The sequence below is a fragment of the Umezawaea sp. genome (assembly GCF_036375055.1).
Classification (GTDB): Bacteria; Actinomycetota; Actinomycetes; order Mycobacteriales; family Pseudonocardiaceae; genus Umezawaea.
Genome location: NZ_DASUSQ010000042.1, coordinates 64,057 through 82,305, shown reverse-complemented (window position 1 = coordinate 82,305; position 18,249 = coordinate 64,057). Strand labels below are relative to the sequence as shown.

General features: G+C 71.2%; 7 protein-coding genes. 3 read left to right on the top strand and 4 right to left on the bottom strand.

What is annotated here, in order from left to right; all coding sequences use genetic code 11:
- Nucleotides 1-1,457: 1,457 nt before the first annotated feature.
- The gene (locus VFZ92_RS13060) at nucleotides 1,458-2,435 is read right to left on the bottom strand and encodes an NmrA/HSCARG family protein (RefSeq protein WP_330876148.1); all 978 of its coding nucleotides are present in this window, start codon (nucleotides 2,433-2,435) and stop codon (nucleotides 1,458-1,460) included.
- Between the two features lie 171 nt (nucleotides 2,436-2,606).
- On the opposite strand from VFZ92_RS13060, the gene VFZ92_RS13055 reads away from it, so the two are divergent.
- Together VFZ92_RS13055 and VFZ92_RS13050 are read left to right on the top strand one after the other, a co-directional pair.
- Nucleotides 2,607-4,940 carry a phosphoketolase family protein gene (locus tag VFZ92_RS13055; protein ID WP_330876147.1) on the top strand — a complete coding sequence of 778 codons (2,334 nt, stop codon included), beginning with the start codon at nucleotides 2,607-2,609 and terminating at the stop codon, nucleotides 4,938-4,940.
- Nucleotides 4,937-6,040: an acetate/propionate family kinase gene (locus VFZ92_RS13050; protein ID WP_330876146.1), complete on the top strand. Its 1,104-nt coding sequence runs from the start codon at nucleotides 4,937-4,939 to the stop codon at nucleotides 6,038-6,040. The genes VFZ92_RS13055 and VFZ92_RS13050 overlap by 4 nt, the downstream gene beginning before the upstream one ends.
- Before the next feature lie 115 nt (nucleotides 6,041-6,155).
- Here VFZ92_RS13050 and VFZ92_RS13045 read toward each other — a convergent pair whose 3' ends face one another.
- The 3 genes from VFZ92_RS13045 to VFZ92_RS13035 form a co-directional block, all read right to left on the bottom strand.
- Entirely contained in the window at nucleotides 6,156-7,322 is a 1,167-nt protein-coding gene (locus VFZ92_RS13045) for a DUF6545 domain-containing protein (protein ID WP_330876145.1), read from the bottom strand.
- A gap of 21 nt (nucleotides 7,323-7,343) precedes the next feature.
- Nucleotides 7,344-7,880 carry a hypothetical protein gene (locus VFZ92_RS13040; RefSeq protein ID WP_330876144.1) on the bottom strand — a complete coding sequence of 179 codons (537 nt, stop codon included), beginning with the start codon at nucleotides 7,878-7,880 and terminating at the stop codon, nucleotides 7,344-7,346.
- A gap of 966 nt (nucleotides 7,881-8,846) precedes the next feature.
- Nucleotides 8,847-9,431 (bottom strand): hypothetical protein, encoded by a 585-nt coding sequence (locus VFZ92_RS13035; protein ID WP_330876143.1) that lies wholly within the window; start codon nucleotides 9,429-9,431, stop codon nucleotides 8,847-8,849.
- Nucleotides 9,432-9,807: 376 nt separating this feature from the next.
- Between VFZ92_RS13035 and VFZ92_RS13030 the strand changes: the two genes are divergently transcribed.
- Nucleotides 9,808-18,249 carry an SDR family NAD(P)-dependent oxidoreductase gene (locus VFZ92_RS13030; protein WP_330876142.1) on the top strand — a complete coding sequence of 2,814 codons (8,442 nt, stop codon included), beginning with the start codon at nucleotides 9,808-9,810 and terminating at the stop codon, nucleotides 18,247-18,249.

The window sequence follows — 18,249 nt, the reverse complement described above, 5'->3', positions numbered from 1 at the left end:
CGGTTGTTGTAGAGCAGCAGACCGGCCAGGATGGTGCGTTGCTGAGCGGCAGGCACCGGTATCTCCACGCCGTTGAGAAAAGCCTCCGTTGGGCCGAATATCCCAAAGCGGATTCCTGAGTCCGGTGAACCGACATCCCGTGCACGCGCCATGGAGTGCCTCTCTTCCTTGTTGCTCGCTGTGCCGAGGTGGCGAATGCAGACCTAACCACGTGTCGTCATTGCCCCGGATCACCGGGAACGTCCGGGATGTCATGAGTCGGCCCCGTTCGGCGGCACAGCATGACAGAGAGTTCGAGTCGTTGGGCTGTTCGGGTTCTCGGTGTTCGTCGGAGGCTTGGCGGATATCGGACATCTCGATCGATGTGCGGCGTTGTCCTAGGAAAATGTTATTGCCCACACGTGACCAAGTGGTGCAGATCACGGAATAGCGTCTCAACTGGTGGCGTTCGGCAATGGCAGAAGTACGCCGACCCGGTGTCTCCTGATGACTTTCCCCAAACCATGCCGTAGCTTGGTTTTCGGCTGCGATTCCCCATGTCCCGCGCGGGAATCGAAGAGTGGCCCGCACCACGTTTCGAGAAAGGCGCGCTGTGGATTCCTGTGTCACGTCAATCGCGGCCTTCTGCGTCTTAACCCGCTGGTAGCGGCCGTGAAGCCGTCCAGTGCGGGGTCTGCTGAGCCGAGCGCGACCGGGTTGTTGGTCGGCGCTTAGTCGTTCGCTGAGCGGTGGGGCACCAGCGATCCGACGCGGTGAGGGTCGGGTTCATGCGATGTTCACGCATGTGGCATCCCGGTGTGCTGTGAAAACTCGGGAGTCCGGAAGTCGGTACCTCCGGACGGTGAACACGTGGCTTTGTTTCGGTGTGTCCCGACGCCTGTGTCCTGGGTTTCGCGCGCCATCGCGGGAATCGTCTGATGCCGATGCCGATCGGGCGGTCGTACCCGGCGGCACGTCGACTCCCGCTCTGGCGGACCGGGAAAGGCGTGGTCCTGGGTGCTGGGTCGATCCGGCAGGTCGAAGGGGGCGGCAGGTGCTTCGGCAGAGTGGGGAAAAGGTGGAACCGGCGCGGCGGGCGGATCGCGCGGCCGGAAAGCCCGAAAACCACCGCGATTATATTCACCCGTCGCCGCGGGGGCGTTCGACGACCCGCGTCCTCGACGGTCGGAGCAGAGCACGCGCGTCGGAGCGCGACCGGTGAACGCCGCGTGCGAACACGACTCGACCGCGACTCCGGACGGCGGGAACGGGCCCACCCCGATCGCCGTGATAGGCCTCGCGCGCGCACCGGACCCCCGTCCGTTCCGGGACCCGCCGTTCCCCTGCCGCGGGCTGCCCACGCTCACGTCGGTGGACCGGCTCCACGGCCACCACCTCGACCGGAGGAGCCCGTGACCGCGCGGTAAGGGCTCGGGGCCCTCCTCGGGGCGCTCGCGTCCCGAGGAGGGCGGCCGTGGTCAGCCCAGCGGGACCTCGTGCGCGTGCTCGGCCAGCCACGCGTCGAGCGGCACGAGGTCGGGGTTCAGCTCGCGGACCAGGTCGAGGTCCCGCGCACCGGTGAAGTACTCCGACGCCTCGGCGAAGAACTGGAACGTGGCGGCGATCTCCTCCGCGCCGGGGTACCCGGCCGCGCGGACCTCGTCGGGGGTGGCGGGCCGGTACACGACCTCCTCGCCGAGCGCGGCGGTGAACGCCGCGGCCAGTTCGACGCCGGTCGCGTGCGTGCCCGCGACGCCGACCGTCCGCCCGACGAACTCCTCGCCGCGGCGGAAGATCCCGAGGGCGGTGCGGCCGATGTCCTCGGCGGCGATGAGCGCCATGCGGGCGTCGGCCATCGGGAGGGTCAGCACCAGCCGACCCCGCTCGTCGCGGCGCGGTCCCTGGCCGCCGCCGGCGAACGCCTCGTAGTAGAACGTGGTCTGGAGGAACGTGGTGGGCACGCCGAGCGCGGTGAACACCGCGTTCGCCTCGCCCTTCGCGTCGAAGTGCGGCACCTTGTAGCCGCCCGGCAGGTCGGGGACGTCGCTGCCGAGCCGGGCGAAGTGCGGCCGGGTGTCCTCCAGCGTGGACCACACCACGTGCCGCAGACCCGCGTCCTTCGCGACCCGCGCCGCGGTGGAGGCCTGGCGCACCTCCCTCTCGGCGCGCGTGCTCCCCGCCTCCTCCTCGGGCGTGCGCGGCGCCCAGAAGTTCGTGACCACGAACGCGCCGTGCGCGCCGTCGAACGCCTTGCGGACGCTCGACTCGTCGTCCAGGTCCGCCTCGACCACCTCGGCGCCGCGGGCGGCGAGTTCCCGCGCCGCGGGCGACCCAGGGTTCCTGGTGAGCGCCCGCAGGGCGAACGGACCGTCGGGGTCGGCCAGGATCGCGCGCGCCAGGCCCCCGCCCTGCGCACCGGTGGCGCCGACAACGGCGATGATCTTCTTCTCGGACATGCCGGTTCTCCTCTGCGCCCTCTCGGGCAGTGGTTCTCGTTCCGCACCACCACCATCACCCCGGATCGGGACGCACGCCTTCCCCTGTCGTGGGTACCCACCGCGGGGGATGGTGGCCCGGCGGAGGGGGCCAGCGGGTGTACCGGGCGTGATCACGGGTAGCCCGGTTGCATGACGACCACGCAGGCACGTGCGACCGAGGCAGCTCAGCGCTACCGGCGGGCGTGCGACTACGCCGCGGCCGCGATGATCTACCTCAAGGACAACGTGCTGCTGCGCGAGCCGTTGCGACGCGAGCACCTCAAGCCCCGGCTGCTGGGCCACTGGGGCACGTGCCCCGGCATCACGCTGCTCTACAGCGGCCTCAACGGGCTGGTGCGGCGGACCGGGCAGCGGACCCTGCTGGTCACCGGCCCCGGCCACGGCGCTCCCGCGGTGCACGCGAACCTGTGGCTGGAGGGCACGCACGCGCTGTCGGACCCGGCGCTCAGCCTCGACGGCGGGGGCCTCGCGGAGCTGGTCCGCCGCTTCTCCTGGCCGGGCGGCTTCCCCAGCCACCTGTCCCCGGAGGTGCCGGGTGTCATCCACGAGGGAGGGGAGCTGGGCTACGCGCTGGCCACCGCGTTCGGTGCGGCCCTGGACAAGCCGGACCTGCTGGTGGCGTGCCTGGTCGGCGACGGGGAGGCCGAGACCGGACCGACGGCCGGGTCGTGGCACGCGGGCAAGTACCTCGACCCGCGCACCGACGGCGCGGTCCTGCCGGTGCTGCACGTCAACGGCTACAAGATCTCCTCGCCCACCATTCACGGCACCATGGACGACGAGGAGCTGGTGGCGTGCTTCAGCGGCGCGGGCTGGTCGCCGCACGTGGTCGACGTGACGCGCGCCGACGACCCGGACGCGGCGCTGGCCGAGGCGCTGGACCTGGCGCACGCCGAGACCGCCGCGCTGCGCGAGCGGTGGCGGCCCGGTGAGCGGGCGGTGCGGCCGATGCTGGTGCTGCGCTCCCCCAAGGGGTGGGGCTTGCCCGAGCACGACACCGCGGGCAAGCCGCTGGAGGGCACGTTCCGCGCCCACCAGGTGCCGCTGGGCGCCGTGCACGAGGACGACGCGGAGTTCGCGCTGCTGGAGCTGTGGCTGCGGTCCTACCGGCCGGAGGAGCTGTTCGACGTCGACGGCAGCCCGCACGCCGACCTGCTGGCCGAGCTGCCGCCGGAGCCGCTGCGGCTGGGACGCGTGCCGGAGGCCAACGGCGGAGCGCTGCGCCGCGACCTGCCGCTGCCGGACCTCGCGCGGTTCGCCGTGGACGTGCCGGAGCCCGGCGGCGCGTCGGCGAGCCCGACGGGCACGGCGGGGGAGTGGCTGGCGGAGCTGGTGCGGGCCACCGAGGACCGCCGCGACTTCCGCGTGGTCTGCCCCGACGAACTGGAGTCGAACAAGCTCGGCGCGCTGCTCGACGCCACCGACCGGGCGTTCACCTGGCCGCTGCCCGACACCGCCGAGCACGTCGCGCCCGGCGGGCGGGTGATGGAGGTGCTGTCGGAGCACCTGTGCCAGGGCTGGCTCCAGGGCTACCTGCTGACCGGGCGGCACGGCCTCTTCCCGTGCTACGAGGCGTTCGCCTCCATCGTGGACAGCATGGTCAACCAGTACGCCAAGTTCCTCAAGGCGGCGGGCGAGGTCCCGTGGCGCGCGTCCGTCGCCAGCCTGAACTACCTGCTGACCAGCGAGGGCTGGCGGCAGGAGCACAACGGCTACAGCCACCAGGGGCCCGGCTTCCTCAACAACCTGCTGACGAAGAAGGCGTCGGTGACCAGGGTCTACCTGCCCGCCGACGCCAACACCCTGCTGGTGGTGCTGCGCGACTGCCTGGCCTCGACCGACCTGATCAACCTCGTGGTGGCGAGCAAGAACGAGGGCGCGCAGTGGCTGGACCTGGAGACCGCCGAACGGCACTGCGCGGCGGGCGCGGGCGTGTGGGAGTGGGCCTGCCACGGCGACGGGGAGCCGGACGTGGTGCTGGCGTGCGCGGGCGGCACCCCGACCGTCGAGGTGCTGGCGGCGGCGTCGATCCTGCGCGACCGCGCGCCCGACCTGACCGTCCGGGTGGTCAACGTGGTCGACCTGTTCGCGCTCGCCCCGGCGTCGCGGCACCCGCACGGGCTGTCCGACGAGGAGTTCGCCGCGTGCTTCGGGGACGGCGTGCCCGTCGTGTTCGGCTTCCACGGCTACCCGTCCGCCGTCCACGAGACCCTGCACGGCAGGCCCGAGACCGAGCGGTTCCACGTCCACGGCTACCAGGAGGAGGGCACCACGACCACCCCGTTCGACCTGCTGGTCGGCAACGGCATGAGCCGCCACGACCTGGCCGCCGACGCGCTGCGCCGCGCGGGCCACGACGACGTGGCCGCACGCGTGCTCGTCGAACGCGACGAGCTGCGCGCCTCGGCGTACCGCGACGGCGTGGACCCCGAGGAGATCACCGGCTGGCGGTGGTCCGCGTGAACGCCGTCCTCACCGTCAACGCCGGGTCCAACAGCCTCAAGGCGCACCTGGTCGACCCCGGTTCCGAGGAGGTGCTCGGCGCGGCCGAGGTCCAGGGACCGCCCGGCTCCGACGAGGCCCGCCGCGCGCTGGACGACCTGCTGGGCGACGCGGACGGCGTCGACGCGGTCGGCCACCGGCTGGTGCACGGCGGGCCCGACCTGCGGGCACCAGCCGTGGTCGACGACGAGGTCCTCGCCGCCGCCCGCCGCGCCGAGGACCTGGCCCCGCTGCACGTCCCACCCGCGCTGGCGCTGCTCGACGTGCTGCGCGGACGGCTGCCCGACGTGCCGCACGTGCTGTGCCCGGACACCGCCTTCCACGCCGACCTGCCCGAGGTCGCCACGACCTACCCGCTGCCCGCCGCGTGGCGCGAGCGGCACGGGTTGCGCCGCTACGGCTTCCACGGCCTGTCCTACCGGTGGGCGCTCGACCGCACCGCGGAGCTGCTGGACAGGCCGTCGGACGGCGTGAGCGCGCTCCTGGCGCACCTGGGCGGCGGCTGCTCGGTGTGCGCGGTGCGCGACGGCCGCAGCGTCGACACCTCGATGGGCTTCACCCCGCTGGAGGGCGTGCCCATGTCCACGCGCTCCGGCAGCGTCGATCCGGGGATGCTGCTGTGGCTGCTGCGCCGGGGCGACCTCGACCTCGACGCCCTCGACCACGGCCTCAACCACGAGTCCGGTCTGCTCGGCCTGTCCGGCGGGCGTTCGGGCGACACGCGAGACCTCGTCGCCGCGGCGGACGACGATCCGGCGGCGGCACTGGCGCTGAGCGTCTTCGCCCACCGCGTGCGTCGCGAACTGGCCGCCGCGGCCACGTCGCTGGACCGGGTCGACGCGCTGGTGTTCACCGGCGAGATCGGCTGGGACCAGCCCGAGGTCCGCGCCGACGTCGTGGCGGGCCTCGGACTGCTCGGCGTTCCGCGCGACCTCGTGGCGGACGTGGAGCACGACGGCGTGGTCAGCCCGCCCGGCGCGGCCGTGCCGGTGCTGGTGGTGCGTCCGCGTGAGGAGCTCCAGCTGTGCCGCGACACCGTGACCGCGCTGCCGCTGGACTGACCCGGCTCCAGCCCGTTCGACGGGATCGACCGGGGACGCCCGGACCGGGGTGGCGCGGTGGGTCGATCGGGGATGCGGTCGACCTCACGCCCGACCCGGTCACGCCGAACCAGGGCTAGCGGCGTTCCGCGGTGTGGTCGGCCGCGCGGACGAGGGACTTCGCGGGCTGCCAGAAGCGGAGCAGCGTTCGCTCGTCGGGCACGTAGGCCTCACCCACGGCGGGCTCGCCCCTGTTGTCGGCCAGCCGCTCGGCCGCCAGGACCATCTCGGCGACCAGCCGGATGTGCTCCTGGTCCTCCTCGCGCGCGGTGTTCTCGATCAGTTCGTCGACGACGGGCGGAAGGGGCTGGACGTACCGGGCGACGAGTTCGGCGGCGTCGTGGATCTCGATCCGTCGACGGTGCAGGCACTCCTGCGGTGAGACCTTCCAGTTGTCCGCGGGCTTCAGCTCGAAGACGACCTGGGGTGCCGCGCGCGTCAGGTCCCGCCACAGCGGGTACGTCCGGCGCGCGGCGCGGGATTCGCGGTCCAGGCGCAGCAACCGCATGACGGCCTGCGCCGAGGAGGGGACGAACACGACGACCACGGCGGCGAAGACGAACAGTCCGGGCTCCCCCGAGGTGAGCCCTTCGGACACCACGGTGAAGACGTCCCGCGCGAACCCGTCGCTGAGCCCCGCGGCGTCCAGGGCCGCGGAGGCCGCGACCACGCAGGTGGGGAGCGAGCTGGCGACACCGAAGCTGACCAGGGCGGCCACCATGACGCGCTCCCGCAGGGTGGTCGTCCGCCACACGCCGACGCTGCGGCTCATCGCGTAGTAGTAGGACGACACGGCCAGCGGCACCGCCGAGTACAGGAGGACGTAGACGCCGTAGCGCCAGCCCCCGTGGTCGGCTACGGACGCCAGCCCCCGCGCTCGGGCCGGATCGCTCAGGGTCAGGAACGCGATGCCCACCGCCGCCGCCAGCCCGAGCACCACCCTGAACCGGGTTTGGTAGTGCGGCACGTCGTGCCTGTGCACCAGCGCCAGCCCCAGCCCGCACGCCCAGGCCATCACGGTCAGCCAGTGCCACGCGTCGAACACGGTCGGCAGACCACCGGGTACGGCGCCTGCGACGTGGCGGGCGACGACCGGTTCGCGCAGGAGGGCCGCCGCCGCGTCGAGGCCCAGCAAGGTGTTGATCAGGCGGCCGTAGACCGTCGTGTGCCGCACCAGGACGAGTCGGACGACCGCGATGGCGACGATGAACGCCGTCGCGGAGATGGTGATCCAACCTGGCATCTGGTAGTGCGGCCACATGCGCTACAGCTCTTTCAACATCGGGTTGCGGCGTGGTCCGGTGCGGGCGCGGAAGCTGATCAGCGTCGCCAGGAGCTCGGCCTCGTACTCCTCGGTGGAGGCGTAGTTGGACACCCCGCGGGCGCGGACCGTGGTCGGATCGGTTCCGTGGCCGAGCGCCAACCCGGTCGTCAGCGCCGCCCACTCCTCGGTGACGAGCGAGGTGTCCTGCCCGTGGCCGAGCAGCATGTGGCCGACCTCGTGCAGGGCCACGTGCAGTTCCACGCCGGAGTCGGACGACCGGCGGAGGAAGATGACGTCGTGGTCCTGGCACGCCAGCCACAGCCCGCACAGCTCCACCGGAGCGGTCAACGGCAACGGCAACGGCACGATGCGCCGTCCGCGCAGGTGCTCGATGGACGCGATGAACTCCGCGATGGTCCAGTCCGGGGGGAGGTCGAGGCGGTCGATGAGGGCTTGCAGACGGGCTCGCGTGGACGTCCTGCCCCTGCTCGGTTTCCACGCGAGCGCGGAAACCCTGCTTCTGAACTGGTCCAGCACGTCAGCTGCCCCCTCGTTCGAGTGAGGCGGTGCGCGCCCGCGGTGTAGGACTCGTCGCTGGTAAGAGCTGCCGCGTCGCAGTCGGTGGAACGGAGATCGAATGCACCTGAGGTTTCCTCCCCCGAGGACCTTGGAGATCTGATCTTGCTTACCGGGTAACACGGTTTTGGTGCCGCTGACGCAGGATTGTTGATTTTTCCAACGGAATCACCGGGTCATCGTGGACGATGGCGGCCATCGCCCGATTGCCTTTCCTGACCAGCTGGCAAACATAGGACGACTCGTCGTCGTCGGATTTCGGGTTCGCTTTGCAGCTTACCCGTCACCTCTGTGCCGTGTTGCGGCTTCGACGCAACCGGGCAGGCCTCGATCGCGTTCGTGGAATAATCGTGGAGTGGAGACCGGGACGGCATCTCGCGCATTGCGAGCGTGCCCGCCGCGGTCGTGCGGCGGACGCGGGTGGTCGAGGAACCTCGGGCCGCACCGGCCGGACACCGGCTGATCGCGCGCCGCTGCCGGTGCGGACCAGCGCCTGCGGCACGGCGCCGAACGACGTGATCGACGCGGTGAGGTGCGGGCCCGTCGTTCCCCCGGCGGGCGGTTCGTTTCCCGCAAGCGTACTGCGCGAGCACCGGCCGAGTCGTTCGGCACCCCGCAGTCTCGGCGGGTGCGGTCGCGTCGACGATCCGGCGGGTCGCCACGGGTTCCCCGAGGTGGCGCGCGAACGGTTCGCGGCCGTTCGGGTGAGGCGCCTCGGCGAAGACCGGCCTCCGGGGTGGGGGAGCACCGCGCCGGCGCACTCCGCGTCGACCGGGACGTGCTCGCCGACCGCCGTGCGCGACGGAGGTGGCCGGGTCGCGGGGAACGCGCCGGGTGCTGCCCCGGTCGTCGGGTCCGCACGGTCGCGGTGGTCGCGGATCCCGCGTCGGCGGGCCGATCACCCGTGGTTCGCCACCGAGACGGCGACTACTTCTCCGGGGTGTCGTCCCGGTCGGACCCGTCCTCCGGAAACGCGGGTTTGGCGGCGTTCTTCAGTGTGTGCAGCAATCGGTCTACCGCCGTTTTGGGGAAGACCAGCTGATAGCCCTCGGTATGGCTGCGGGCTCGCTTCAACTCGATGCCGAGCCGGTCGAGTTCGGTCACGAGATTTGCGACGGACCGGTGATTGCGAGTCAGGTTCTGCAACGCGTTCACGCCGTTCTCGACATCGTCCTCCACTGCCGCGGCGGTGGATTTCTCTTCGGCGGGCGGACCAAGCGCGCCACCGTGGTGAAGAGCCGCGGTCACGCTCCCGGCAGGCAGTCCCAGGGCTTCCAGCGCGCGGTTGTACTTCGCCTCGGTGGTGGCGCTGATGGTGTCGACCTGCCCGCTTTCGATGCGGGACTGAACATTCCGGGTAGGGCCGCCCAGATCGTGGATGAGCTGGTGCGTCACCAGTTGGTCCGGGAGGTTTCGCTGTCGAAACGCTTTCACCAGCCGCCCGAACCGCTGCCCGGCGGACTCGACCCCGTTCCGCTCCGCGGCCTCCGTGACGTCCCTCTCGTTGGCCATGCGCCGGATCGTACCACCACGCTGTGCGCAGGTGTTCATCCATGCGCGTTTATTGCCCTTATGCGTGGTTTTCCGTCCCATATGAGGAAGCGCTACTCGTCCATCTTGGCGCGGTGACGTGCGTGATCGCCAAGTTGTGCATGTTGGGTCGCTACTATGCACACGCATGCCCACCGATGCGTTGACATGTGCGAACGTGGTCGTTATGTTCGAGTCCTGGAGTGCGGTCTGCACGCCAGAGGTGGGGGCACCGATGATCTTGGTGAGGTCTGGCGCGGTCGGAACGACTCCCCGACGGCGTGGCGTCGCGTGCGCTGAACGGCCCGTCGGCTTGTCGCCCGCGATTTATGCATGCTGACAAAACGAGGGTAATGCGATGAATTCTGTGTCCAGTTCCTCGATCGACACCGAGTCGAGCGTGCACGAGGGCATTGCCGTCGTGGGGATCGGCTGTCGGTTCCCGCGGCACGTCTCCAGCGTCGACGACTTCTGGCGGCTCCTCGTCGAGGAGGAGGACGCCGTTCGAGCCGTCCCGGAGGACCGGTGGACGGGCGCCGCCTTCTTCGACCGCGACGCGGCCCGGCCCGGCCACCTCCGCACGCAGGCGGGCGGGTACGTCGACGACGTCACGTCCTTCGACGCGCACTTCTTCGGCATCACGCCGACCGAGGCCGTGCGGATGGACCCGCAGCAGCGCCTCTTCCTCGAAACGACGTGGGAAGCGTTGCAGGACGCGGGAATCGTCCCCGAGCTGCTCGCGGGCACGAAGACCGCCGTCTACGCGGGGGTCTCCGGCCACGACTACGGCATCATCCAGCTCAACCCCGAGAACCGCTACCTGCTCGGCGGCCACACGATGGCGGGCGTGACGAACTGCATCGTGGCCAACCGCGTCTCCTACCTGCTCGACCTCCGCGGCCCCAGCATGATCGTGGACACGGCGTGCTCGTCCTCGTTGGTCGCCGTCCACCTCGCGTGCCGCAGCATCCGCTCCGGCGAGGCGACGATGGCGATCGCCGGCGGGGTCGGTGCGCTCCTCATCCCCGAGACGACCATCGCGTTCAGCCAGGGGACGTTCCTGTCCCCCGAAGGCCGGTCCAAGTCGTTCAGCGGGTCGGCCGACGGTTACGTGCGCAGTGAGGGGTCGGGCACCGTCGTCCTGAAGCCGCTGTCCGCTGCCATCGCCGACGGCGACCGCGTCTACGCGGTGATCCGGGGCACCGCGACGAACTCGGACGGCCGCACCAACGGCATCTCCGTGCCCAGCGAGGAAGCCCAGACGCAGATGATCCTGGACGCCTGCCGCGATGCGGGCGTCGCCCCGTCCAGCATCGGCTACGTCGAAGCGCACGGGACGGGAACGCCCGTCGGCGACCCGATCGAGGCGCGTGCGCTCGGAAGGGCGCTGGGGTCCGGACGCGACGGGCACGAGCCGTGCGTCGTCGGCGCGGTGAAGTCGAACATAGGCCACCTGGAGCCCGCGGCCGGGATCGCCGGAATGATCAAGGCGTGCCTGGTCGTGAGCAGGGGTGAGATCCCCGCGAACATCCACGCCGACCAGCCGAACCCCGCGATCCCCTTCGAGGACCTGGGCCTGCGGCTGGCCACGGCCCGCCAACCGTGGCCGGGGGACGGGCCGCGCCTGGCGGGGGTGAACTCCTTCGGGTTCGGCGGGTCCAACGCCCACGTGATCCTGGAGGGCTCCCCGGACGGCGCGCGGGAGGAGCACCCGGACGGGGCGGCGGAACCCACGGCGCACGAACCGGTCCTGTTCTCCCTGAGCGCCAAGACCGAGGACGCGCTCCGCGCGTACGCCGACGGCTACGCCGACTTCCTGGACGAGCCGAGGAACGCGGCGGCGCTGCCCGCCGTCGCGTCCACGCAGGCCCTGGCGCGTTCGCACTACGACCACCGTCTCGCCGTGGTCTGCTCGTCCGCGGACGAGCTGCGCGCCACCCTGCGCGAGGTGGCGGAGGGCTCGTCACCCGACGCGGTCCGCCGCGGCGTGAAGGCGTCCACGGCTCCCAGCACGGTCTTCGTCTTCTCGGGCCAGGGCCCGCAGTGGTGGGGCATGGCGCGTGAGCTGCTCGCGGAGAGCGAGGTGTTCCGGCGGACCGTCGAGCGCGTCGACGCCGAACTGGGCGGGTACGCCGACTGGTCCGTCGTGGAGGAACTTCGTCGCGACGAGGCGACCAGCCGCATCGGTGAGACGTTCATCGCCCAGCCCGCGGTCTTCGCGGTGCAGCTCGGGCTGGCGAACCTGTGGCGGAGCTGGGGCATCACCCCCTCGGCCGTCATCGGCCACAGCATCGGCGAGGTCGCCGCCGCCCGCGTGTCCGGGGCGCTGTCGTTCGAGGACGCGGTCCGGGTCATCTTCCACCGCAGCCGGGTGCAGCAGAAGGCGTCCGGCAGGGGCAAGATGCTCGCGGTCGGCCTGCGGCACGGCGACGTGGAGGGCCGGATCGCCGCGCACCGCGGACGGGTGGAGGTCGCGGCGCTGAACGGCCCGGAGTCGGTCGTCCTCGCGGGCGATCCGGACGCGCTGGAGGAGATCGAGCGCGATCTCCGCCAGGACGGGGTCTTCTGCCGCGTCCTCCAGGTCAGCGTGGCCTTCCACAGCCACCACATGGACCCGCTGAGGGACGAGCTGCTCTCCTCGCTGGCCGGGATCACCTCGGGCCCGTCCTCGATCCCGATGTACTCGACCGTCATGGCGGACGTCGTCCCCACCGGCGCGCTCGACGCCGGGTACTGGTGGCGCAACGTTCGCGAGCCGGTGCTGTTCGCACCCACCGTCGATCGCCTCGTCGAGGCGGGACACCCGGCGTTCGTCGAGTTGGGTCCCCACCCCATCCACGCGACGGCCATCGCGGAACTGCTCGACCGGCGTGGAGCCGAGGGACTCGTCGTCGCCTCGCTGCGGCGCGAGCACGGCGACCGCCACACCCTGCTGAACTCCCTGGCCTCGCTCTACGCGGCCGGTTCGGACCCGGACTGGGCCGCCGTGTTCGACGGGGGCTCCGAGCGCGTGCGGGTGCCGTTCTACCCGTGGCAGCGGGAGAGGTACTGGCTGGAGGCGCCCGCGTCGCGCGGCAGGCGCTTCCCACCGCTGAACCACCCGCTCGTCGGGGTCGAGAACCGCGCCGCGGACGAGCCGGGCAAGCGCGTGTGGGAACTGGTGCTCGACCCGGTCCGGTTCCCGTGGCTGGAGGACCACCGCGTCCAGGGACCCATCGTCTTCCCGGCGGCCGGCTACCTCGACATGGTGTTGGGCTGCGCGGAGGACGCGTTCGGCGCCGGTCCCCTCTCACTGGAGGACGTCGAGTTCCGCCGCGCGCTCTTCGTGTTCGACGACCGCCCGGCCCCCACCGTCCAGGTGGTCCTGACGCAGGCGATGCACTTCTCCGTGTACAGCCGTCAGGACGGCGACGCCGACTGGACCTTGCACTCCGTCGGGACGCTTCGGCGTGGAGCCCCCACCGCCGCGCTCCCCCGACCGCTCTCGGAACTGGAGGCGGAGTGCCCCGTGGAGATCGACCCCGCCGATCTCTACGCCGTGCTCGGCCGCAACGGCTTGGCCCTGGGCACCACCTTCCGGGCGGCCGTCGCGTTCAACCGCTCCGACCGCAAGTGCCTCGCGCGGCTCGAAACCCCCGCCGCCAGCGCGGACGAGGCGCCGCGCCACGCGATCCACCCCGGTCTGCTCGACTCGTGCATCACGACGCTCCCCGTCGCGTACGGCGACGTGCTCAAGGGCGACGTCGTCGACCAGCAGGCCAAGATGCTCTACCTGCCGGTCGAGGTCGAACGGCTCAGCTTCTACACGAGGCCGCGAGGCCGCCTGCACGTCTACGCGCAGGCGCACGTGACCGACGACCCGATGTACAGCTCGGGCGACTTCTGGATCGTCAACGACGACGGAACGGTGGTCGCCGAGTTCGTCGACCTGAGGTTCAAGTCCATCACCCGAAGCGCTGATGACGGCGACGTGCTCGCGAACTGGTTCTACGACTTCCGCTGGCAACCGGCCCCGGTGCGCCGCAAGTCGCGGATGCCCGCCGACTTCCTGCCCTCGGACACGGCCGTGCGGACGGCCGTGGAACCCCTGCTCGACGAGTTGCGGAACTGGCCGGTCAACCGCGGCTACCACGCCGTGACCGAGGACGCGATGAACCAGCTGTGCATCGGCTACACCACCGAGGCGCTGCACGAACTCGGCATGGACCTGTCGGAGGGCCGCCGCTTCACCCCCGACGAGGTCGTGGCGGAGCTGGGGGTGCACGACAAGCACCGGCGCTACTTCGGCAGGCTGCTGGAACTGCTGTCGCTGCACGGGATCGTCGAGGAGGACGCGGGCACGTGGCGGTTGGCGCGCACGCCCGCGCGCGTCGACACCGCGTCGGACCTCGCGAGGCTGCGCCGCGAGCATCCCGAGTGCGAGTCCGAGTACGCCGTGCTGGAGCGCTGCGGCGGGGAGTTGGCCGCCGTCCTCCGCGACGAGGTCAACCCGGTCGAGCTCATCTTCCCCGAGCACGAGTTCCAGTCGGTCGTCGACCTGTACTCGACCTCGTTCTCGTTCGAGAAGACGAACCGCATCATCGGCGGTGTCGTCGCGGAGTGCGTGCGGTCGCTGCCGAGCGACCGGCCGGTGCGCGTGCTGGAGATCGGCGCGGGCACGGGCGGCACGACCGGGTTCGTGCTGTCCGAGCTGCCCGCGGACCGCGCGGAGTACGTGTACTCCGACATCGGCCAGCTCTTCCTCGCCAAGGCGCGCGACCGGTTCGCCGAGTACGACTTCGTGGACTACCGGGTCCTCGACGTCGAGCAGGACGTCGAGGCCCAGGGGTTCGACCCGCACTACTACGACATCGTGGTGGCGTCGAACGTCCTGCACGCCACCCCGAGCCTGCGGGACACCCTCGCCGGAGTCCAGCGGCTGATGACCTCACGCGGAATGCTCCTGATCATGGAGGCCACGGTGCCACCGCACTGGGTCGACCTGACCTTCGGGATGACCGAGGGGTGGTGGAAGTTCACCGACACGGACGTCCGGCCGAGCTACCCGGTGCTGACCGAGGCGCAGTGGCTCGACTTCCTGCCCACCGCGGGCTTCGAGCACGTCCAGGTGCTCTCCGACAAGACCACGCCGGAGGAGTCCGGCAACTCGGTCGTCGTGGCGCGCGGGCGGACCGTGGACCTCGATCCCCACCAGCCGGGGGCGGAGCGGGGGCCGTGGGTCGTGCTGGCGGACGCGGGCGGTGTCGGCGAGAGCTACCTCGACCTGCTGGGGGAGGCCGCGTCCGGCAGCGTTCTCGTCACCCGCGGTGAGGCGTTCGAACAGGTCGACGCCCGCAGCTTCCGGGTGCGCCCGACCAGCGCCGATGACCTGCGGCGCGTGCTGGAGCACGTCGGCGGCGCGGCGGGCGTGCTGCACCTGTGGAACCTGGACTTCGCGGGATCGGAGCTCACCACCGAGTCGCTGCCCGAGATCGAGAGCCAGGGCGCGTACAGCGTCGTCGCGCTGGTGCAGGCGGTCGGGCGGGCGGAGCCCGCCACGACGCCGCGGTTCTGGGTGGCGACCGCGGGGGCGCAGGTCCTCGACCGGGGCGAGCGCGTCGCGCCCGCGCAGCTGCCGAGCTGGGGCATCCACCGGGTGCTGTTGAACGAGCAGATCAGCCTGCCCGCGAAGATCATCGACTTCGACCCGTCGTCGGACGCCGCGCGCCGGGCGTCCCAGCTCCTCGACGAGCTGCTGCACGTGCGGACGGCCGACGAGGAGGTCGCCTTCCGCGGGGACGGGCGGTTCGTCGACCGCCTCGACCACGTCTCGGTCGCCGAGTTCGAGGCGTCGGTCGCGAAACCGACCCGCGTGTCGGACGGAACGCCCTTCTGCTTGACCGTTCCGAGCGAGCACGCGATCGACCAGCTCCGGTACGAGGGACGAGCACTGCCCGCCCCCGGCCCCGGTGAGGTCGCGATCCGGCCGCTCGCCACCGGCCTGAACTTCCGGGACGTCATGCTCACCCTCGGGCTGCTCGCCGAGGGAGCCACCTTCAGCGGGTTCTACGGCGACGACCTCGGGGTGGAGTGCGCGGGCGTCGTCACGCGGGTCGGCGCCGACGTCGACGGGTTCGCCCCCGGCGACCGCGTCGTGGCGTTCGCCCGCGGGTGCTTCGGCTCCCTGGTGACCACCGATGCCCGGCTGGTCTTCGCGACCCCCTCCACCCTCTCGGACGTCGAGGCCGCGACGCTGCCGATGGCGTACCTGACCGCGTGGTACTCGCTGGTGGAGGTGGGCAGGCTGCGCTCGGGCGAGCGCGTGCTCATCCACGCCGCCGCGGGTGGCGTCGGGCTCGCCGCCGTCCACGTCGCGCAGGCGCTCGGCGCGACGGTCCTCGCCACGGCGGGGAGCGAGGAGAAGCGGGACCACCTCCGATCACTGGGCGTGGAGGAGGTGTACGACTCCCGTTCGCCCGCGTTCGCGGAGGAGATCGCCCGGCGCTGCGACGGCGTGGACGTCGTGCTGAACTCCCTCCAGGGCGAGACCATCCCGAAGAGCCTCGAACTGCTCCGCCCGCGCGGCCGGTTCCTGGAGATCGGCAAGAAGGACATCTACGAGAACTACCAGCTCGGCCTCAAGCCGTTCGGCAACAACCTGAGCTACTCGGCGATCGACGTCGACCGGCTGCTGCTCGAAGACCCGGCGCTGTGCGGGCGGGTCATGACCGAGGTCCTCGACCGCGTCGCGTCGGGCACGCTCCCCGCGCTCCCCCGCACGGACTTCGGTGCGGCCGAGGTGGTGTCCGCGTTCCGGTACATGGCGAACGCGAAGCAGATCGGCAAGGTCGTCGTCGAGTTCGACCCGGACACCGAGCTGCTCGTCCGACCGACACCCGGTGGGGACGAGACGTTCGACGCCGACGGCACCTACCTGGTCACGGGCGGGTACACGGGGTTCGGCCTGCGGACCGCCCAGTGGCTGGTCGAGCAGGGCGCGGGCACCGTGGTGCTGGTCGGGCGCAGGGCGGCGGTGGACGCCGAGAACGAGGCGGCTATCGACGCCATGCGGGCGCTGGGCGCCACCGTCATGCTCGAACGGGCCGACGTGTCCGTGGAGGACGAGGTCGAGGCGCTGCTCACGCGGATCTCGCCACTGCCGCCGCTGCGGGGCGTCTTCCACGCGGCGATGGTGCTCGACGACACGTCGCTCGCGGACATGACGGAGCGGCAGTTCCTCAGGGCCGTGCGGCCGAAGGTCGACGGTGCGTGGCACCTGCACAACCACACCCTCGACCTCGACCTGGACGCCTTCGTCATGTACTCGTCGATGAGCTGGTACATCGGCACGCCGGGGCAGGCCAACTACTCGGCGGCGAACGGGTTCCTCGAAGCGCTGGCGGCGTACCGCCACGACAGGGGACTGCCCGCGTTGACGATCAACTGGGGCGCCATCGGCGAGGTCGGCTTCATCGCGCGCAACAAGGTCGACACGCTCGCCCGGATGGGGTGGACGGCGATCTCACCGGACCAGGCGCTCGGCTTCGTCGGGCGGTGCCTGGCGCAGGGCGTCGGCCGCGCGAGCGTGTTCGGGGTGGACTTCGCGAAGATGAGCCAGGTCATGCCGTCGTTCCGCAGCTCGTCACGGCTCGCTCACCTGGCGCTGGAAGGCGCGACGGGGTCCGCGTCGGCGGGCGGTGCGGAGGGTCTGCGCGCCGAGCTGCTCCAACTCCCGGAGGACGCGCGGGAACCGCGGCTCGTCCAGGCGCTCTCCGAGCAGATCGCCCGGATCTTCGACATGCCGGTCGACCGCCTCGTCCACGACGCCTCGCTGACCGACCTCGGGATGGACTCGCTGATGGCGGGCCAGATCCGCAACGCGCTCGCCAAGCACCTGGAGATCGACTTCCCGACCATGGGCCTGATGCGCGGGCCGACCATCACCGAGTTCGCCAAGGACGTCCTCGCCCAGGTCCTCGGCGACGCGGCCGGGGCCCGGCCCGAGGCGGTCGTACGGGTCTCCGGTCCGGAGCGGTGGATCCACACGGTGGAAGGCCGGTCCAACTCGGCGTCGCTGCGCGTGTTCACGCTGCCCTTCGTCGGCGGCGCGGCCTCGGTCTTCGCACCCTGGCCCGGCTACCTGCCCGACTCGATCGAGGTCGTGGCGCTCCAGGCCCCCGGCCGCGAGGACCGGATCGCCGAGACACCGATCGACTCGATGCCCGCCTTCATCGCGGAGCTGGCGGACGCCATGCTGCCCCACCTCGACAGGTCCTTCGCCATCTACGGGCACAGCATGGGCGGGCTGCTCGCGTACGAGCTCACGAAGTACCTCGAACAGCAGTTCGCCGAGGTTCCGACGAAGCTCATCATCGGGGGCTGGCCGTCGGCGACGTACGTCGAGGACTACGTGCGCGGCCTGAAGCACCTCCGGAACGGCAGCATCGTCGGCGGCGAATCCGACGACCGGGTCCTGGAGGTGTTGCGGGACAACGGTCTGCTCATGGGACCGATCGCCGACGAAGCGTCGATCAAGCCGCTGATGCCCGCGGTGCGGGCGGACCTCAGGATGCTCGGCGACTACCGGTTCGACGACGGGGTCCTGCTGCGCGCCCCGATCACGGTCCTGCACGGCGTCGACGACCCGCTGTTCGAGGAGTACCAGCTCCAGGCGTGGGGGAAGTTGACCAGCGGCGGGTTCTCGCTGACCACGGTCCCCGGCGGCCACCTGTTCATCCAGAACCCCGGTCCGGAGGTGATGGACACGATCGCCCGCGAGCTGTCCGTCAAGGACGCGTACCCGATGTTCACGAATCTCTGA